The sequence below is a fragment of the Acidimicrobiia bacterium genome (genome assembly GCA_040878325.1).
In the GTDB taxonomy this organism is placed as follows: domain Bacteria; phylum Actinomycetota; class Acidimicrobiia; order Spongiisociales; family UBA11373; genus JAUYIV01.
Genome location: JBBDMM010000006.1, coordinates 52260 through 69624, shown reverse-complemented (window position 1 = coordinate 69624; position 17365 = coordinate 52260). Strand labels below are relative to the sequence as shown.

Annotated in this window: 20 protein-coding genes and 1 tRNA gene; 11 read left to right on the top strand and 10 right to left on the bottom strand. The window is 67.3% G+C overall.

Annotated features, from left to right (window positions below; translation table 11 throughout):
• Positions 1–31: 31 nt before the first annotated feature.
• On the top strand, positions 32–619 hold the full coding sequence (locus WD184_02960; GenBank protein ID MEX0825706.1) for a hypothetical protein: 588 nt from the start codon (positions 32–34) through the stop codon (positions 617–619).
• A gap of 4 nt (positions 620–623) precedes the next feature.
• Here the strand turns inward: WD184_02960 and WD184_02955 are convergent, their stop codons facing one another.
• On the bottom strand, positions 624–2393 hold the full coding sequence (locus WD184_02955) for a signal peptidase I (GenBank protein ID MEX0825705.1): 1770 nt from the start codon (positions 2391–2393) through the stop codon (positions 624–626).
• Positions 2394–2454: 61 nt separating this feature from the next.
• Positions 2455–3021, bottom strand: coding sequence for a hypothetical protein (locus WD184_02950; GenBank protein MEX0825704.1), 567 nt, complete (start codon positions 3019–3021; stop codon positions 2455–2457).
• A gap of 183 nt (positions 3022–3204) precedes the next feature.
• Here WD184_02950 and WD184_02945 point away from each other — a divergent pair, with 183 nt between their 5' ends.
• From WD184_02945 to WD184_02935, 3 genes are all read left to right on the top strand, one after another.
• Positions 3205–3495: a DUF3303 family protein gene (locus tag WD184_02945; GenBank protein MEX0825703.1), complete on the top strand. Its 291-nt coding sequence runs from the start codon at positions 3205–3207 to the stop codon at positions 3493–3495.
• A gap of 107 nt (positions 3496–3602) precedes the next feature.
• Entirely contained in the window at positions 3603–4607 is a 1005-nt protein-coding gene (locus WD184_02940; protein ID MEX0825702.1) for a TIGR03842 family LLM class F420-dependent oxidoreductase, read from the top strand.
• A 21-nt stretch (positions 4608–4628) separates the two neighbouring features.
• Positions 4629–5789 (top strand): glycosyltransferase, encoded by a 1161-nt coding sequence (locus tag WD184_02935; GenBank protein MEX0825701.1) that lies wholly within the window; start codon positions 4629–4631, stop codon positions 5787–5789.
• Positions 5790–5793: 4 nt separating this feature from the next.
• Here the strand turns inward: WD184_02935 and WD184_02930 are convergent, their stop codons facing one another.
• The gene (locus tag WD184_02930) at positions 5794–6570 is read right to left on the bottom strand and encodes an alpha/beta fold hydrolase (GenBank protein MEX0825700.1); all 777 of its coding nucleotides are present in this window, start codon (positions 6568–6570) and stop codon (positions 5794–5796) included.
• A gap of 25 nt (positions 6571–6595) precedes the next feature.
• Positions 6596–7162 (bottom strand): dCTP deaminase, encoded by a 567-nt coding sequence (dcd, locus tag WD184_02925; protein MEX0825699.1) that lies wholly within the window; start codon positions 7160–7162, stop codon positions 6596–6598.
• A 258-nt stretch (positions 7163–7420) separates the two neighbouring features.
• Between dcd and WD184_02920 the strand changes: the two genes are divergently transcribed.
• Positions 7421–8011 carry a hypothetical protein gene (locus WD184_02920; GenBank protein MEX0825698.1) on the top strand — a complete coding sequence of 197 codons (591 nt, stop codon included), beginning with the start codon at positions 7421–7423 and terminating at the stop codon, positions 8009–8011.
• A gap of 162 nt (positions 8012–8173) precedes the next feature.
• Here WD184_02920 and WD184_02915 read toward each other — a convergent pair.
• Together WD184_02915 and WD184_02910 are read right to left on the bottom strand one after the other, a co-directional pair.
• Positions 8174–8244 (bottom strand) — tRNA-Gly (locus WD184_02915).
• A gap of 56 nt (positions 8245–8300) precedes the next feature.
• The gene (locus WD184_02910; protein MEX0825697.1) at positions 8301–8573 is read right to left on the bottom strand and encodes a hypothetical protein; all 273 of its coding nucleotides are present in this window, start codon (positions 8571–8573) and stop codon (positions 8301–8303) included.
• Between the two features lie 243 nt (positions 8574–8816).
• On the opposite strand from WD184_02910, the gene WD184_02905 reads away from it, so the two are divergent.
• Entirely contained in the window at positions 8817–9614 is a 798-nt protein-coding gene (locus tag WD184_02905; protein MEX0825696.1) for a PhzF family phenazine biosynthesis protein, read from the top strand.
• Between the two features lie 119 nt (positions 9615–9733).
• Here the strand turns inward: WD184_02905 and WD184_02900 are convergent, their stop codons facing one another.
• Together WD184_02900 and WD184_02895 are read right to left on the bottom strand one after the other, a co-directional pair.
• Positions 9734–10537 (bottom strand): ABC transporter permease subunit, encoded by an 804-nt coding sequence (locus WD184_02900; protein MEX0825695.1) that lies wholly within the window; start codon positions 10535–10537, stop codon positions 9734–9736.
• On the bottom strand, positions 10527–11429 hold the full coding sequence (locus WD184_02895) for an ABC transporter ATP-binding protein (GenBank protein ID MEX0825694.1): 903 nt from the start codon (positions 11427–11429) through the stop codon (positions 10527–10529). Before WD184_02895 ends, WD184_02900 begins: the two co-directional genes overlap by 11 nt.
• Before the next feature lie 273 nt (positions 11430–11702).
• On the opposite strand from WD184_02895, the gene WD184_02890 reads away from it, so the two are divergent.
• From WD184_02890 to WD184_02880, 3 genes are read left to right on the top strand one after another with little or no spacing between them, the layout of a single operon-like run.
• Positions 11703–12539 (top strand): homoserine kinase, encoded by an 837-nt coding sequence (locus WD184_02890; protein ID MEX0825693.1) that lies wholly within the window; start codon positions 11703–11705, stop codon positions 12537–12539.
• Positions 12540–12580: 41 nt separating this feature from the next.
• Complete coding sequence (locus tag WD184_02885) at positions 12581–13048, top strand: DinB family protein (GenBank protein MEX0825692.1); 468 nt, start codon at positions 12581–12583, stop codon at positions 13046–13048.
• The gene (locus tag WD184_02880; GenBank protein ID MEX0825691.1) at positions 13045–14172 is read left to right on the top strand and encodes a winged helix DNA-binding domain-containing protein; all 1128 of its coding nucleotides are present in this window, start codon (positions 13045–13047) and stop codon (positions 14170–14172) included. The genes WD184_02885 and WD184_02880 overlap by 4 nt, the downstream gene beginning before the upstream one ends.
• A gap of 77 nt (positions 14173–14249) precedes the next feature.
• Here WD184_02880 and WD184_02875 read toward each other — a convergent pair whose 3' ends face one another.
• Together WD184_02875 and WD184_02870 are read right to left on the bottom strand one after the other, a co-directional pair.
• Positions 14250–15008 carry a glucose 1-dehydrogenase gene (locus WD184_02875; GenBank protein MEX0825690.1) on the bottom strand — a complete coding sequence of 253 codons (759 nt, stop codon included), beginning with the start codon at positions 15006–15008 and terminating at the stop codon, positions 14250–14252.
• A gap of 10 nt (positions 15009–15018) precedes the next feature.
• Positions 15019–15747 carry a gamma-glutamyl-gamma-aminobutyrate hydrolase family protein gene (locus tag WD184_02870; protein MEX0825689.1) on the bottom strand — a complete coding sequence of 243 codons (729 nt, stop codon included), beginning with the start codon at positions 15745–15747 and terminating at the stop codon, positions 15019–15021.
• Between the two features lie 241 nt (positions 15748–15988).
• On the opposite strand from WD184_02870, the gene WD184_02865 reads away from it, so the two are divergent.
• Together WD184_02865 and WD184_02860 are read left to right on the top strand one after the other, a co-directional pair.
• Positions 15989–16081 (top strand): aurora kinase A-interacting protein, encoded by a 93-nt coding sequence (locus WD184_02865; protein ID MEX0825688.1) that lies wholly within the window; start codon positions 15989–15991, stop codon positions 16079–16081.
• 10 nt (positions 16082–16091) lie between these two features.
• Positions 16092–17255 carry an aminotransferase class V-fold PLP-dependent enzyme gene (locus WD184_02860; GenBank protein MEX0825687.1) on the top strand — a complete coding sequence of 388 codons (1164 nt, stop codon included), beginning with the start codon at positions 16092–16094 and terminating at the stop codon, positions 17253–17255.
• The last annotated feature ends 110 nt before the right edge of the window (positions 17256–17365 follow it).

Here is a 17365-nt window from a genome sequence, read left to right as displayed (position 1 = left end):
CGATACGCAATACGGAGGAAGAGGAGGGGGCATGGAGATCAGGGGACGACTGGAAGAGGCGATCGGGGAGCATCGGTTGCTCGAGCATCCGTTCTATGTGGCTTGGCGCGAGGGGACGCTTCCGGTCACGGCGCTGGCGACCTATGCGGCCGAGTACGGCGCGTTCATCGCCGCGGTGCCGCAGGGGTGGTCGACCGTGGGTAACCACGAACACGCCGCCGAGGAAGTCACCCACGCCGGGATGTGGGGAGTGTTCGCCGGCCGGCTCGGAACCGAGATCGGCGAGCCCCGGCTTCCGGAGGTGGCGGCCCTGCTCGACACGGCCCGCCGCTTGTTCGCCGATCCAGCCAACGCCTGGGGCGCCCTTTACGCATTCGAGGCGCAGCAGCCGAGCACCTCGGAGGAGAAGCTAAAGGGTCTCGTCGAGCACTACGGCTTCGTTGAAGCAGAGGACGCGGCCGAGTACTTCCGGGTCCACGCCGCCGACTACCACGAGGCCGACGAGATCGTCGATACGCTCGACGGAACATCCGCCGACGCCGCGGTGGCGGCATGCGCCGAGATGAGCGTTGCCCTGTGGGACGCCCTCACCGGGGTGCTTGCGGCAAGCGACAAGTAGGCGGTCAGTCACCGCACGAAGGGACGATGGCGATCTCGATCGGCGCCGACTCCTCGGTGCCCTCGATGGTGCGGATCCGGTAGGTGTAGGCCAGGCCTTCGACCGCCGTCTCGTCCGAGAAGCTGGTCGCGGTGGCACCGTTCACCGTCCATCCTGCGTCGAAGAATCCGCCGACCCAGCGCTCGAGGGCGTACCCATCCGCCGTCCCCGTGGGCGTGGGCAGCCAGTCGAGCACGACCGCGGCGACCAACGAATCAGGTGCGATCGCCACGAGGACGCCATACCCGAGTACTGCGCCCCCGGCGGTGGCGATCCGGCCACCGGTGGCGCCCGCCGATCCGAACGCCTCGTCGGCGGCCTCGGAACGAACTCCCTGGGTAGGCCCGCCCTGGCCCCCGTCTGAAAGGTCCCACCGCTCCGTCATCCCGTTGGGTTCGGTGATCGCCCCGCGGTGGTGGCTGCCGAAGAGGGCGATGAGCATCGTTTGATCGACCGAGGTCGTCACCGAGGGGGCCAGTAGTGACGGCGTGCCGCTAGACGACGAGGCGGCAACTGCGTCGATCGGGTTGGCGGCGGCGCCTCGGTACGCGGCGATTCCCCCAGCCCAGCGCTGTTGCGACCCCAGCGTCCACGTGTACGTAATCGGCTCCGATTCGCCAGCAATCCGGTGGTACACCCGCATCGAACCGATGGTCGTGAGGAGCGACCAACCAGCTGGCGCCTGATTGACCGTGGTCACGTTCCGGGTCAGGAACGCAGCGATGAGGACGTCGCCCACCGCCACTCCGGTTGGCCGGCCGAGTGACACCGACGCCGCGTCGCCTCCGTTGCTCGCCGACGCCAAGAAGATGATCGTGTCCGGCGCACACATGGGCGTGGCCATGAGGCTCGAGGGCGGCTCGGGGCCGAACGAAGAGGCCGCGGCGAACGCGTTGGTGGAGTTGTCCGCCAGGTCGCCGAACGATGCGAGCGTCACTCCAACGAGTGCCAGGGTGGCCACCACACCGACCGTCGGGACCACGATGACCGCCCGGGCCAGGCGCGACCGGGCCTGACGACCGGGCCGGCGCAGCAGACGCCGTTCTGCCGGGTCTCGCAGATTGAGTACGAAGATTGCGGCGAGCGTGGTGGTGGCGAACCCGAGCAGGGGGCTCAGTTGGTGGGTCCTCCACCAATACAACGGCAAGGCTCCATTGGGCGCTACGAGTCGGGCCACCCCGCGAACCATCTCGGCGCGGACCGGGCTGGAATCCGGCGCGGCGTTGGCATCGCCCTTGGTGATGAAGGAGCCGTCCGGCGCGGCGGAAACGATCCGATGTGCCGTGAGCGTTCCGGGCCGGGAGGGGTCGTCGAACGAGATGATCGTGCCGGGATGGAGGGGGGAGCCGTCGTAGCGCTTGAACGCCACGATGTCGCCGGGCAGCAGCGAGGGGGCCATCGACCCGCTGATGATCGCAGAGGTGTCCCACCCTGCCAGCAGCGGGATGGCGCGGGAAACGAACGCGGTGGCGAGCACGAAGTAGACGAATGATGCCGCCACCAGCATCCCGAGGTAAAACAGCCAGGGGGCCCGTGATCGGCGCACCTTCATCGCGAGGGTCTGACCGTCGTCGGGTGGTTTGGCGGTGGAGTCTCTCCTGCCCACAGCAACGACCCGAACTCCGTCACGGGCGAACGGATCGGCGGAGCTCGGTGTGCTGCGGGCGTACGCCAGATGGTCGAGCGGCCCGGCGGTCGCATCGAGGCGCGGTGTCGCGATCGACGGGTTGCTCATGGTCGGACCGAGGTGAGAGACCCGGGGCCCCGGGGGGGGCCGGGTCCCCTCCCGATGCTTATCAGCTGCTCTGGGCTTCCCAGGTGAAGCTGACCATGGACGACAGACCCTGAGCGGCATTGTCGTCTTGCTGGGTAACCGTGATCCGGTAGGGGACCGTGTCGTCGGCTCCCCCGCCGACCGGTGCCCAGCTGTCGACGCCGGATGCGTATGAGAAGGCTGCGGCGAGGAATTCGGCGAGATCGCCATCCGTCGCGCCCCAGACCTCGGTCGCTGTGCCGAAGGTGGTGCAGTCACCGGTGCCTCGCTCAATCGTCACATCGAGATAGGCCTCGAGGCCGTCGCCGCCGGTGGTGGCTCCGAAGAGTCGGACCCCGGCATCCACCGAGCCCGAGTAGGTCACCTCGATGCATCCCACCACTGAGTCCCCGGGGACGAAGAGAGAGGATCCGTCGAAGAGGGCGGACCCGGCATCGTTGTCGCTGAGCTGGACGGTGCCTGCGGCGAATTGGTTGGCTGCGCTGTCGGTCTGGTCCGAGAACGCCGCGGCCGTCGCCCGTACGGTCACGAACGAGGCACCGGCGACGGCCAGCACGGCAGCGAGGATCTTGATTCCGTTGCTGTTCATCGTGTTGTCCCCTTTGATTCGTGTCCCGATTGATCGACCGAGCCACCGGCGCCTCGAGGCGGAGGATCTTCCAGGGAGGGGTCATCTAGTGATGCACAGAGGGACTAGTCACCCGATCGCTTGCCGGTAGCGACCGCGCCTCATGCCGGAAGCGGGTGGCGGGTAGCGGGTAGCCTCCTTTCTGTGCTGTTTCACATCACCCACACCCACGCTCCGGAGCGGTGCCTGTACCGCGACCCGGCCACGCTTGCGGCCACATTCGGGAGCGTCGACGCCGCCATGGAGTCCGCCGGGGCCCGAGTGGTCGGATCATGGGTCGACGCCGCTTCGCACACGTTTTTCTGGGTGGTCGAGGCAGAACGGGCCGAACAGGTGAACGCCGGCCTCGACCCGATCGTCGACCGGGGCCACGCCACCACCCGCCCCATCACCGATCTAGGCGAAACGGTAAGGGCGCGCGAGGCAGCGACTTAGGCCCGCTGCCCGCTACAAGGCTCTGACCGGGTTTCGCCTTTCGCCCTTCGCTCTTCTGTTCTTTGCTAGACCTATAGGTTCGTTCTCCACCTAGGAGTGGTTGACCCATGGACTTCGGAGTCGTCCTGCAGACCAATCCGCCGGCTTCCCGCGTCCTCGAACTGACGAGGTACGCCGCCGATCGTGGGTTCACCCACGCCTGGGCGTTCGACTCCCATGTCCTATGGCAGGAGCCCTTCGTCATCTTCAGCCGGATGCTGGCCGAGAACCCCGAAATCGTCGTCGGCCCGATGGTGACCAATCCGGGTACCCGCGATTGGACGGTGATCGCCTCGCTGTTCGCCACCCTCGACGAGATGTACGGACCGCGCACGATCTGCGGGATGGGGCGGGGCGACTCGGCCCTCCGCTACATCAACCAAAAGCCAACCACCCTGCAGACGATGTCGGAGTCGATGCGGGTGATCAAGGAGCTGGTCGCCGGTGGCGAGGTCGAATACAACGACAAGACGCTGCGAATCCCGTGGGCTGAGGGGTGGCACCTCCCCATGTGGGGCGCCGGCTATGGGCCCAAGGCGCTCACCCTGATCGGGGAGGAGTGCGATGGATTCATCCTCCAGCTGGCCGATCCCTATCTGGTGGAGTGGACGACCAAGTTCGTCAAGGATGCCGCCCGGAAGGCCGGCCGCGATCCCGAGGCCGTCAAGATCTGCGTGGCCGCCCCGGCGTATGTCGGCGACGACATCGCCCACCAGCGCGATCAAGTCAGATGGTTCGGGGGGATGGTCGGGAACCATGTTGCCGACCTGGTCTCTCGCTACGGGTCCGATTCGACGATGGTCCCGGCGGCACTGTCCGACTACATCGCCGCGCGTCAGGGGTACGACTACGACCACCACGGCAAGGCGGGCAATCCCTACACCGACTTCGTCCCCGACGAGGTGGTCGACCGCTTCTGCATCCTCGGACCGGTCGAACATCACATCGCCCGGATGGAGGAGCTGCGCGACCTAGGCGTCGACCAGTTCGCCATCTACCTGATGCACGACGCCAAGGAAGCCACCCTCGATGCCTACGGCCGCGAGGTCATCCCCGCCCTCGGTTTGGCCTGACGCCGACCGTAACCTCTGGATGTGCGTGTTCTCTTCGTGGTCAGCCGGCTCCCCTACCCGCCGTGGCGGGGCGATCAGGTGCGGGCCTATCACCAATTGCGCCAGCTGGCACCCCGCCACGACATAACCGTTTGCCTTGTCGGCCGGGTGCCGTCGCCTGCCGATCGAGCGAAGGTGGAAGGCCTGGGGGTGAGGCTCGAGGTGGTGCCGATGTCGTCTTCGGGAGCCGTCGCCCGGATGGGCCGGGCGCCGCTGGACCGACGTCCCGCACAGTCGCTTCCGTACACCGGGAGGGCAGCGCGGCGGCGGATCGAGCAGCTGGGCGGCTCAGTCGACCTCATCCATACTCAGCTGATCAGGACGGCTCCGCTGCTCCCGGAAGCAGGGCCCCCGGTGGTGGTCGATCTGATCGATGCAATGTCGGTGAATCTCCACCGCCGTGCCGATCATGATCGTGGCGTCCGCGGTCTGGCGGCCCGGTGGGAGGCGCGGCGCGTCTTCCTATACGAGAGCGGCTTGATGCGCCGGGGGGTGTCGGTGGTCGCCGCCACTGCAGCCGACGCCACCGCCCTGGGGGACCGGGTGGAGGTCATCCCCAACGGCGTCGATCTAGAACACTTTTCGTTCCGGGCTGAAGGTCGCGACCCGTACACCCTGGTGTTTGCGGGGAACCTCGGGTACTTCCCCAATGTGGACGCCGCCCGAATCGCCGCCACCGAGGTGCTGCCCGTCCTCCGCCGCACCATCCCCACCGCCAGTCTCGTCCTCGCCGGCGCCCGTCCCTCGAATGCGATCAAGCGGCTGGCTCAGGCTCCAGGGGTGGCCCTGATTCCAGGCCCTGAAGACCTCGGAGCGATCGTCGCCCGGGCGGGGGTGGCGATCGTCCCGATGCGCGCCGGCACCGGGATGCAGAACAAGGTGCTCGAGGCGATGGCGGTCGGAACCCCCGTGGTGACCACCCCGCGAGCGGCGGAGGCGGTGGGGGCGGTCCCCGGCACCCACCTGCTCGTGGGCGAGGACGCAACGGCGATCGCTGCGGCGGCCCTTGCCCTCATCGATGATCCCGCCGAGGCGCGGCTGATGGCCGAGCGGGCGCGGCTGTTCGTCGAGGAGCACTTCGGGTGGGATGCCTCGGCCGAAGCACTCGAGCGGATCTGGGAGCGCGCCCGGGCGAACCGTTAGGCCGTCAGAAGTCCTCGGCTGCGAACAGCACCGCGGCTGCCGCCTGCTCCCACCTCGGGCCGAGCATCAGATCGTGGCCCGCACCGGGTATCACGGTCGCCTCGGTGCCGTACGCCCTCGCCGTTCGCTCGGTGGCGCGCACGGAGAAGAGGCGATCCTGGTCGCCGACGATCAGGGCGACGGGCGTGTGCACCAGCGGCGGCCGGGGCCGGGTGACTAACAGCATGTCGAGGTAGGCGAGATATGACTCGCTCTGGAGCATCGGCTGAAGTCGTTCCACCTCGGCGAGCGCGATGTCGGGGTCATAAAGCATCGATCGGGCCATGCGGGTCGAGTCGACCAGCGGACCGAGGTCGAGCCGAAGGTTTGCCTCGAGGAATTTGAGCGGGTGTCGCCGGATCGTCCGGCCCGTCGCCCGCCACACGCCGCCGACCGGAACGGTGGCGAGCAGCACCGCTCCGGGCAGCAGTCGACTCTCGAGCAGTCGCTGCGCCACCAGGCCTCCCATCGAGTGGGCGACGAGTATCGGTGAGCGGTCGAAGCCGTCGACGGCGGAAGCGAGATCGTCGACATAGTGCTTGATCCGGCTGCGCCGGAGACTGCCGGGACCCCCGGCTGCCCCATGGTGGCGGAAGTCGAGCGAGTGGCAGGCCCACCCGCGCTCGGCGAACCAGGGTACGAAATGTCGCTTCCAGCACCACTCCCCATGCCAGGCACCGTGCACAAAGAGCAGGGGATGGCGGGACGAATCGGCGGTGGCTCCGGAACCTGGCGTCGTCATCAGGCCCGGTCGACCATTGGGTGCACTAGGTGTCGAAGTCCTCATGGATCCGGCTGGCGGTCGGCCCGCGTTGCCCCTGGTACTTCGAGCCCGCCCGCAGGGAGCCGTAGGGGTTCTCCGCCGGTGTGGTCAGCTCGTAGAACGACAGCTGGCCGATACGCATCGCCGGGTAGATGGCGATCGGAAGAGTGGCGACATTGGAGAGCTCGAGGGTTAGGTGCCCCTCGAACCCGGGGTCGACGAACCCGGCGGTGGAGTGGATAAGGAGCCCGAGCCGTCCGAGGCTGGACTTCCCTTCGAGCCGGGCCACGATGTCGTTGTCGAGGCGGACCACCTCCAGCGTCGAACCGAGCACGAACTCCCCAGGGTGGAGCACGAAGGGGACCTCCATGTCGGTCTCCACTTCCTTGGTCAGGTCGGGCTGGGACTGCTTCGGGTCGATGTAGGGGTACCGGTGGTTCTGGAACACCCGGAAGTAGCGGTCGACGCGAACATCGATGCTGGACGGCTGCACCATCGCCGGGTCGAAGGGGTCGACCTCGATGCGGCCCAACTCGATCGCTGCCCGGATGGAGACATCGGAGAGGATCATTGCGCGACAGGTTAGGGAGGGCGTGTAGGCGTCGCTCGGTGGCTTCGCAATGCGCGATGAGCAATGCGCAACGCGGTGAGCCCGATCGGATCGGAGAACCTTCTCGCGCCGCGGCAATGCGGTCCGAGCGTGATCTGATCGGAGAACTCTCGCGCGCCGCGCATTGCTTATTGCGCATTGCGAATTACTACCTCCGCTTCACAATTCCCGAACAAGGCTCCCGGAGAGTGGCCTCAGTAATCGAATGGAGGTTCTCTCGTGAAGCACACGCTCAAGATCGGGATCACGCTGGTGGTGGTCGCCGCCCTGGCGATGTCAGGCATCGCCCTGGCCGCCCAGACCAGCGACGACGACACCGCCGACGTGACCGACGCACCGGCATACAGCCGGATCCTGGAGCAACTCGCCCCGCTCGTCGAGGACGGGACCATTGACGACACCCAGGCAGCAGCCGTGGCCAAGCATTTGGTCGGCTCCTTCCGGGAGCCGGGCCGGGGGCATGTCCGGGCCTTCATGGGCCTGGTGGCTGTGGCTGACTTCCTCGGACTCGACGGTGCCGAGATGCGCGAGGCGCTCGGTGAGTACGACACGATCGCCGAGATCGCCGAGGCCAACGGATCGTCTGCCGATGAAGTGATCGCTCACCTGGTCGAGTTGACCGGGCAGCGCCTCGACCTGGGGGTCGAGAACGGCCGGATCACCGAGGTCGAGAAGGCGGCGCTGCTCGAGAATGCCGAGGAACGGATCACCAAGTCGGTGAACAGCCCGCTCCCCGAGCCCGGCGAGCGCCGTCCCTTCCGCGGACGGGGCCCCGGTGGCCGTCGCTTCGGCCCCGGCCCCGGAGCCTGATTGAGAGAGTCCGGGGCCCCTTCAGGGCCCCGGACTCGCAATTGGCAATTGGCGATTGGCCACCACGCAAAGCGTCAGGATCGATCTCGATGGGGCTGAGCAAAGCGAGGCTCCTCTTGCCAATCGCCAATCGCGGGAGGCCGCCCGCAGGGCAGCCGACTGAGCGGGCGAAGGGAATCGAACCCTCACTCCGAGCTTGGGAAGCTCGTGTTCTGCCATTGAACTACGCCCGCGAGGCTGGCGATGGTACCGCACCGCGGGGAGCGGTTTCCTGCCCCCAGCTGGGCAGTCAAGCGTCCCGGGACGCCCCGGCTGTGGTCGACGTGGTGGTGGGCTCGGGGTCGCTGCCACCCGCAATCAGGCTCGTCGCCCCCCACACCGCGATGACCAGGCCGACGGCGAGCAGGAACCACGCCCGCCCGCGACGTAGGTTCCCTTCGGCCCCCTTTGGCTTCACGCCCCGCTTTGCCTGAACTAGCGCAAACCCGTTCCCGAACACCAGGGCGGCACCGAGCCCGAGGATCAGCTGAGCCAGCAGAGAATCGAGGTCGAAGATGTCCATTCAGGCTCCAGTCTCCGGGCGGCCTTCGGCCGCCTTTAGGCCGGCCGCTGACCGGCCGAGTCTCCAGTCTCCGGGCGGCCTTCGGCCGCCTTAGGCTGGCCGCTGGCCGGCCCAGTCTCCAGTCTCCAGTCTCCAGGTCCAAACTGCCAGGCTCGAGGTGAAGCCTCGTTGGTCGGTGCCGGAGCGGGATCTCTGGCCGTGGGCTGTCGGCTGTGGGCTGTCAACTGAATTACCGTTGCGCCAATGCGCCACTGTTACGTGCTTCGAGTGTTCACCCGGGGGGATGCCGGCGGGAACCATCTCGGGGTCATCCCCGACGTGACGGGACTGCCGGAGCCGGGGATGCAAGAGATCGCGGCTGAGCTCGGCTTCTCCGAGACCGTGTTCATCGACTGGCGACAGGAGGGGATTCCCTCGGTGCGGATCTTCACCCCCACCCGGGAGCTGCCCTTCGCGGGGCACCCGCTGGTCGGCGCAGCCTGGGTGCTGGGGATGATCGGCCCGGGGACGGTCGACCGGATGACCTGCCAGGTGGGAGAGATCCCGTTCTGGAAGGACGGCGACGAGATCTGGGTGGACACTCCGATGGCGACCGAAATCCGCGCCACCCCTGAGGCGGAGGCGGTAGCGGTAGCCGCCGGTCTGCCAGATCCGGTCCACGCTTGGTGGGTGCAGATGCCACTGCCCTATCTGGTGGTCGACGTTGGCTCACCCGAGGCGGTGGCCGCGGCCGCCCCGGACCTGGAGGCACTGGAGGCCCAAGGGGCGGGCATGTGTTACGTCTTCGCCGGTGCGGGCGGTGAGATCACTGCCCGGTTCTTCTCTCCCGGCACCGGCGTGGCCGAGGACCCGGCCACCGGAAGTGCGGCTGCTGCCCTCGCCGCGATCAGGCACCATCGAGGCGAAGCCTCGGGGCGGCTGACCATCAGCCAGGGCGACGCCATCGGCCACCCCTCCACCATCAAGGTCTCCTGGGACGGCCCCGTGGTCGGCCTCGGCGGCACCGTCCGCCGCGACGAGGTGAGGGTGCTGGAAAGGTAGGGAGCCATCCGCCTCCCGCCTCCCGCTTCCCGCCTCCCGCAAGAGAAGACGCGGCTGACGGCCCACCACGCGTCCTACGAATTGCGAATTGCCAATTGCGGGCCGAGCGAGGCGAGGCCCTAAACCCCGATGTCTCGCCTTCGGAAGCCGGCGATTGCCGCGGCTACCAGCATTACCACGGCGCCGACCAGTAGCAGGGCGTTGCCGACCTGGAGGCCGCTGACCACCGGGGTGCCGGCCAGGCCCCAGAAGAAGGGGTTGATCGCGTTGGTCCATCCGAGGGCGTCGACGATCGGGGCGAGTCCCCACAACAGGAAGAAGGCTACGGCGAGGGTGGAGGTCACCCCGTAGGCCAGGGACTTCTTCCCGGTCCAGGCGCCCACGGCCAACGCCAGGGTCGCGAATGCCAGGGCGATGAGGAACACGGACACGGTGGCGCCGAAGTAGCCGGCGACGGTGAGGTCCATGTCGACCAGGGGCCCGGTGATCAGGAGTCCGGCTACCGCCACCATGGCGAGTCCGAACCCGGTGACCGTCATCGCGGCGAACTTCTCGAGTATGAAGCGCTCGCGCTTGATTGGGTGAGCGAGGGCAAGGTTCATCGTCTTGTCACCTTCCTCGCCTGCCGTTTCGCGCACCGCGAAGGCCAAGAGGTAGATCAGGAAGAGGATGGGCAGGGTGTTGGCGAACAGCTGGCTGTTCAGGTACCCCTCCGGTGAACCCAACTCGAGGCCCCCGCCGAGACCGAGGATCTGCTGGACGAACTCCGGGTAGTCCTCGATCAGGTCGCCGAAGCTGGGTTGGTCGCGGACCGCCGGGTAGAGCAGCACGATGAACGCCATGGTCGCTAGAAAGCCGAGGGCCCAGCCGATGATGGACTTGCGGCGCCCGACGACCACCCGGCGAAAGACCTCAGCCCTCATCGTCTTCTCCGTCGCGGTAGAGCTGGAAAAAGATCTCGTCGAGGGGCGTGTCGTGGGTGCGGATCAGCAGGGTCTCGTAGCCGGCGAGCGCCTTGACCAGCGGATCCATCGAGCCTTCGACACGCAGGGTGGCGACGGAGCCGCTCACGCTCGCTTCGGTCACCCCGGGGATGACCGACAGGGCGGCGGAGTCGGGTACCGGCCAGCCGAACCTGAGCTCGACGACACGGACCGCTCGCTCCTTCAGGCTGTCGACGGTCGCAACCTCAATGACCCGGCCCTTGCGGATGATGGCAACCCGCTGAGCGATCCGTTCGACTTCCGGGAGGACGTGTGATGAGAGGAAGACGGTTCGGCCGTCGCGCTGCGCCTCGTCGATGACCTCGTAGGTGACCTGTTGCATCAGAGGATCGAGGCCGCTGGTGGGCTCGTCGAGGACGATCAGTTCGGGTTTGTGCATGAACGCCTGCACGAGGCCGATCTTCTGCTTGTTGCCGGTAGAGAGGTCACTCACCTTGCGGTCGATCTCGACCTGGAAGCGTTCGGTCAGCCGGTCGCGGTACGCCTGGTCGACGCCGCCCCGAAGGTTCGCAAGATGGTCGAGCACCTGGCGGGCGGTCATCCACTCCCAGAGGGCGAGTTCGCCGGGCAGATACCCGACTCGTTTGCGGATTTCGAGGGAGTCGGCGACCGAGTCGAGGCCGAGCACGGTGGCCTTGCCCGAGGTGGGGCGAATCAGGTCGAGCAGCGCCCGGATTGTCGTCGTCTTGCCGGCCCCATTGGGACCGAGAAACCCGAACACCTCCCCGGTCTGCACCTCGAGATCGACCTCGACCACCCCCCGGGCCTTCCCGTAGAACTTGCTGAGTCTCTCGAGGCGGATCGCGGCCATATGGGGTCCAGGCTAGGTATTTCTGTGAGGTTCGGGCGCGACGATGCGGAGGGCGATACGCAATACGCGATACGCGATACGACAGAAATTCTCGGAAGCGATCGGCGCGCAATCCCGGCTCCCTCGGGCCAGGTGACGACGGCGAGCGAAGCGAAGCCCCCGCCCGCCCCGACGAGAGGCAGGCCCCGAGGGGCCGCGTTCTGTCGTATTGCGAATTGCGAATTGCGAATTGCGGCGGCGAGCGAAGCGAGCCGCCTCTTAGAATCTCGGCGCGTGTCTACTGCTTCTGCACCTGGGTCGATCGCCAACCTGGGACCCGGGTTCGACCTGCTCGCCCTGGCGGTGTCGATCCGGCTGGAGGTGGAGGCCGAGCCGGCAGCATCGTGGTCGGTCACCAGCGATGGCCGCCCGGTGGCGGAGTCGACCGCCCGGTTGGTCCAGGGAGTAGCGGGGGATCAGCCGCACGCGATCTACATCCGCTCGAAGATCCCGGTCGGCAAGGGTCTCGGTTCGAGCGCCGCGCTGCGGGTGGCAGTTCGGGCCGCGGTGGACGCCGCGGCCGGCTCATATGACCTCGGCTCGGTGTTTCGTGCGGCCGCCGCGGCCGAGGGCCACCCCGACAATGCAGCCGCCGCCGCCTACGGCGGCTTGGTGGCTGTTACCGCCACGGGGGAGATTCTCCGGCTGGGGGTCCATCCTTCCCTTCGGATCATGGTCGGCGTTCCGGCCGAGGCGATGTCGACGCACACCGCCCGCGCCGCACTCGACGACACGGTGCCTCGTGCGGTGGCGGTGCGGACCGCTGCCCGGGTGGCGGCGCTCATCGAAGGCCTGCGGACGGCCGACCCGGTGGCGTTGGCGGCCGCAGCCGGGGACGAGATTCATGAACTGCCGCGGAGCGAACTGTCGCCGATCACCGCGAAATTGATCGAGGCGGCGAGGGGTGCCGGAGCGCTTCATGCAGCGTGGAGTGGCGCGGGACCGTCGGCGGTGGCGCTGGCGACGGACTCGTCGGCGCGGGTGGTCGAGCAGGCACTGCGAGGCGCTGTCGGCGAGGATGGCGAAGTGTTACGCCTCGAAATCGACCGCCAGGGGACGGTGCTCTCGTGACCCACGAATCGATTCGACGACCAGATGGCTATTCACCTCGGATGGCTTTCCTGTTGGCCCTCACCGAGGAATGCCGCGAGCGGACGCTGCGGCTGGTGTCTGACCTGGACCCTGCGACGGTCGATCAACCCACCGAGTGGAATGGGAACACTGCGGGATCGCTGCTCTACCACGTGGCCGCAATCGAACTCGACTGGCTCTACGCCGAGGTGATGGTGAAGGATTTCCCCGAGGAAGCCGAGGCCTGGTTCCCCCATGACGTGCGCGAGGAGAACGGTCGGCTCACCCCTGCCGTGGGCGACTCGCTAGAGAGACACCTCGCCCGACTCGCCTGGGTGCGCGAGCGGATGCGAGAGGAGCTGAAATCGTTGAGCGACGACGACCTCGATGCGATCCGGGTCTCGGGCGACTTCACCGTGACACCCGAGTGGGTTTTCCATCATCTGATGCAGCACGAATCCGAGCACCGTGGCCAGCTGGGTGAGATCATGGCCTCGCGGGGGAAATGACTGCGACCACCCTTCCCTGGGCATCGACGCACCTCGATCGCCGCAAGGCCACAGTGCTCGAGGTTCTCCACGACTCGATCGGCTGTTACGCCACGCCCCCCGTCTCGTACCTGGAACTGGCGGCGCGAGTACCGAACTTCAAGAAGAAGCAGCTCGACGATCTGTACTCCAAGCGCAAGGTGGTGGGGTTGCGGACCCTGCGGGGTAGTGCGTTCCTCATGCCGGTGGATCTGCTTCCCATCGTCGTGCCGGCGACACGCGAGCGAAACGAGCGGGCGTTCAGCAACTACGTCGATCGGGTGCTCGTCGTCGATGACTACGAGACCTGGGCGTCGCGAATCGAAGACCTCCTATCGGATGAGGTGCACCGCACGGTCCCCGAGATCAAGGCGGCCCTCGACGTGCCCGAGGAAGACGCCAAGGGCCTCAACTTCGTGATCAACCAGATGTCCACCGAATGCCGGCTGGTGGGGACGGGGGAGCCGAAGTCATGGCGTTCGGGCCGCAACGCGGTGACCCTGTGGAGTGACTGGCTGCCCGACGTGGACGTGTGGTCCCCCGATCCCGGCGAGGCGCGGATCGAGGTGGCCCGGCTCTACCTGCGTTCTCATGGCCCGGCCACGGTCGACGATCTGGCGTGGTGGTCAGGGATGACCCTGGGCCAGGCCCGGGAGGCGATCGACGGTTGCGACGCGGTGGACCTGGGCGACGGCAATTTCAAGGGCGACGGACCCACCCGTGGCAAGGTTCCACCCCTCCGTCTGTTGCCCGTGTGGGACGCACTGATGGTCACCTGGAAAGACCGCAGTCGGTTCTTGGCCGAGGAGGTCGGCCCGTTCGTCTACGACCGCGATGGCAACGCCACCTCGGTGGTACTCGACGGCGGGACGGTCGCAGGAGTGTGGAGCCTGGGTTCTGACGACGACAAACTGGAGATCCGGGTGGCGCCCTTCACCCGGTTCACCCCGAAGAAGTGGACCGCGATCGAGGAGGAAGCAGCCCTGATCGGGCGCCTCGCCGGGTCGAAGCGCGTCACGATTCTGCGCTGCGAGAGCCCTCGCTCACTGATCGACGGTCCCCGTAACCTGTTCCTCAGGCCGTTGCGCGACCACGAGTGCGAGTAGGAGAGTCCGGGGAACCTGACTTCTGTGCACCGCCTTCCTCTCTCGCGGGAGGCGGGTGGCAGCGAGCGAGGGAGCGCTCACGTCGCCGTCATCCCCCCGTCGACCACGATCACCTGGCCGGTGACGTAGGACGAGGCATCGGACAGCAGGAACATGGCGGCTCCGGCTATCTCATCGGGCTGGGCGTGGCGCCCGAGTGGGGCGCGGTCGACGAATCGCCCCCGGAGTTCCTCGTCCTCGACGAGGGTGGCCGCGAAGCGAGTCTCCACCAGGCCGGGGGCGATGGCATTGACTCGCACTCCGGCCCCGCCGAGCTCGGCGGCGAGCGTCTGGGTCATAGAGACCACCGCCGCCTTGGTCATCGCGTAGACCCCCTGCAGCGGGGACGCCCGCAGCGCGTTGACGCTGGCGATGTTGACGATCGATCCGCCGCCCGGTGAGGCGCTGACGAATTCCCGGGTTGGGTAGAAGTAGCCCTTGAGGTTCACTTCGAAGATCTTGTCCCAGGCAGCATCGTCGATTCCGAGCATGGGGCCGAAGTAGACGTTGGTGGCGGCGTTGTTCACCAAGCCGTGGATGGTCCCCAATTCGGCGGTCGCCCGGGAGAACAGGGCAGCCACCTCTTCTGGCCGACCGACATGGGCTGCGATGGGCAGGGCCATTCCGCCGTCCTGGCGGATCGATGCGGCCACCTGGTCGAGAGCGTCTTGTTTACGGGAGGCGAGGACGACGGCGGCTCCGGCGGCGGCGGCAGCGCGGGCGATGGCTTCACCGATTCCGCGACTGGCACCGGTGACGACAATGACGCGATCTGTGAGGCTGAAGTCTGCTGGCATGGACCCGAGACTATCGGGCGGCGTCGACGAGGGCCTTGAAGAGCCGGATGGACGGATCGTGCGACTCGCCGAGGACTTCCGGGTGCCATTGCACGGCCCACATCGGCCAGTCCGAATCCACGGGCTCGATGGCTTCGATCACGCCGTCGGGGGCGGTGCCGCTGACAGTGAGACCGGGCGCACAGGTCCGGATCGCCTGATGGTGGATCGAGTTGACGACAAGGTTGTCGATGCCTAACGCCTTCGCGACGGTTGATCCGGGGTCCACCGCCACTTCGTGCTCGGCGTCTTGGGGGAGGCCCTCTCCATCCACCCAATGGGCCAGCAGCGACGGGTCCTCGTCGACCAGATCCTCGATGAGGGTTCCGCCAAGGGCCACATTCATCAACTGCATTCCCCGGCACACGCACAGTGTCGGGAAGTGCGCGAGCTCGGCTGCTTTGGCGAGGGCGAGCTCGAACTCGTCGCGGGCAGGGTCGATTCCGTAGACCCGGGGCCGGAGGCTGCCGCCGTAGAGGGCGGGGTCGACGTCACCGCCCCCGGTGAACAGCAAGCCGTCGAGGCGGCCGAGGATCTCGTCGGCCTCAGCCGGATCGCCGGGGACCAGCGCCACCGGGATCCCGCCGGCGGCGCGAACCATGGCCACGTAATTCGGCCAGAGCACATGGGCCAACTCCACGCCGACACTGGCGCGCACTTTGCGCAAGCCGGTAGTGATGCCAATCAGGGGGCGAGACATAGGCGCTAGAGGCTAGCGCCGGCCACCCGCCTCCAGCCTCCAGCAGGAAGGCCGTCCGCCGTCCGCCATCCGCCTTCCGCAAGACAAGACGCGCGCGACCTGCCACCACGCGTTTTGGCTAATCGCCAATCGCCAATCGCCAATCGCCAATCGCGGGCCGAGCGGGAGCGAGGCCCCCTCCCGAATTGCGAATCGCGGTTCTACCTACCAACCTACGCGGCCGACTCACACGAAAGATTCCATGGGTTCTCTGGTCAAGAAGCGGCGCAAGAAGATGAGCAAGCACAAGTACCGCAAGCGCTTGCGCGCCAATCGTCACAAGCGTAAGAAGTAGCTCCCGGCCGGTGGACGAACCGCTCTCGTCGCAACGCCACCTGTTCGACATCCCTGGGGACGTCACCTACCTCAACTGCGCGTACTTTCCTCCGATGCCGCATCCGGTGCGCGAGGCGGGTCGACGCGCCCTCGAGTCGGCCGCGTTCCCCTGGCACGTCACCCCGGTCGACTTCTTTGAACCGGGTGAGCGCCTCAGGCAGCAGTTCGCCGAGCTGATCGGTGGCGACGCCGACGGGGTGGCGTTCGTCCCGTCGGCTTCGTACGGCGTTGGCGTCGCCGCTCGCAATCTCGCGGTGGGCCCGGGTCGCACCGTGGTGATGGTCGAGGACGAGTTCCCCTCCGACGTGTACCCGTGGCGGGAGAAGACGGCCGCCGAGGGCGGGGAGATCGTCGTGGTTCCTCGGAGCGGTTCGAGGACAGCGGCATTTCTCGACGCGATCGACAAGCGCACCGCGGTGGTGGTCGCCCAGGCCTGCCATTGGACCGATGGCAGTGCGGTCGACCTCGAGGCCGTTGGGTCGGCAGCCCGTTCGGTGGGGGCCGCGCTCGTCCTCGATATGTCCCAATCCGTCGGGGCCCTACCGATCGACGTCTCGGTGATCCGGCCCGACTTTCTGGTGACCGTGGGCTACAAGTGGCAGATGGGGCCTTACGCCTTCGGCTACATGTGGGTAGCGGAGCAGCATCGTGGAGGGCGCGGCATCGAGTCGACCTGGACGGGGCGGAAGGGCTCGGACGACTTCAACCGACTCGTCGACTACACCGACGAGCTGCGCGACGGTGCCCGTCGGTATGACGCCGGTGAATGGAGCAACTTTGTGCTGCTTCCGATGGCGTCGGCTGCTCTGGAGTTGATCGCCGGGTGGCGGCCCGAACGAGTGTCCGCGGCGTTGGCACCATTGACCGCTCGGGTCGAGGAGGGGGCACGCCGACTGGGACTCGAGCCGGTCGCCGCGGCGGATCGGGTTCCACATCTCATCGGTGTCCGATTTCCTGCCGGAGAACCGGTGGGCCTGCGACAGCGGCTCTCCGAGAATGGCGTGTTCGTGAGCCTTCGGGCCAACGCGATGCGGGTGGCTCCACACCTCTACAACGACGAGGCCGACATCGATCGGCTCCTGAACGTGCTGGAAGACAGCTCCGGCTACCGCCCCAGCCCCAGCAAGCGCTAGCCAGCTCCGGCTCCAGCCAGATTCGGCTCCTGCTCCTCCTCCGGCCCCACCCAGATCCGGCTCCGGCCCAGAGCAATTGCGCACGTGGTGCCGATGAACCACCATCGCGG

Coding starts and splice junctions, on each gene's coding strand:
- WD184_02960 (MEX0825706.1), top strand. CDS start 32: ATGGAGATCAGGGGACGACTGGAAGAGGCGATCGGGGAGCATCGGTTG.
- WD184_02955 (MEX0825705.1), bottom strand. CDS start 2,393: ATGAGCAACCCGTCGATCGCGACACCGCGCCTCGATGCGACCGCCGGG.
- WD184_02950 (MEX0825704.1), bottom strand. CDS start 3,021: ATGAACAGCAACGGAATCAAGATCCTCGCTGCCGTGCTGGCCGTCGCC.
- WD184_02940 (MEX0825702.1), top strand. CDS start 3,603: ATGGACTTCGGAGTCGTCCTGCAGACCAATCCGCCGGCTTCCCGCGTC.
- WD184_02930 (MEX0825700.1), bottom strand. CDS start 6,570: ATGACGACGCCAGGTTCCGGAGCCACCGCCGATTCGTCCCGCCATCCC.
- dcd (MEX0825699.1), bottom strand. CDS start 7,162: ATGATCCTCTCCGATGTCTCCATCCGGGCAGCGATCGAGTTGGGCCGC.
- WD184_02910 (MEX0825697.1), bottom strand. CDS start 8,573: ATGGACATCTTCGACCTCGATTCTCTGCTGGCTCAGCTGATCCTCGGG.
- WD184_02905 (MEX0825696.1), top strand. CDS start 8,817: ATGCGCCACTGTTACGTGCTTCGAGTGTTCACCCGGGGGGATGCCGGC.
- WD184_02900 (MEX0825695.1), bottom strand. CDS start 10,537: ATGAGGGCTGAGGTCTTTCGCCGGGTGGTCGTCGGGCGCCGCAAGTCC.
- WD184_02895 (MEX0825694.1), bottom strand. CDS start 11,429: ATGGCCGCGATCCGCCTCGAGAGACTCAGCAAGTTCTACGGGAAGGCC.
- WD184_02885 (MEX0825692.1), top strand. CDS start 12,581: ATGGCTTTCCTGTTGGCCCTCACCGAGGAATGCCGCGAGCGGACGCTG.
- WD184_02880 (MEX0825691.1), top strand. CDS start 13,045: ATGACTGCGACCACCCTTCCCTGGGCATCGACGCACCTCGATCGCCGC.
- WD184_02875 (MEX0825690.1), bottom strand. CDS start 15,008: ATGCCAGCAGACTTCAGCCTCACAGATCGCGTCATTGTCGTCACCGGT.
- WD184_02870 (MEX0825689.1), bottom strand. CDS start 15,747: ATGTCTCGCCCCCTGATTGGCATCACTACCGGCTTGCGCAAAGTGCGC.
- WD184_02865 (MEX0825688.1), top strand. CDS start 15,989: ATGGGTTCTCTGGTCAAGAAGCGGCGCAAGAAGATGAGCAAGCACAAG.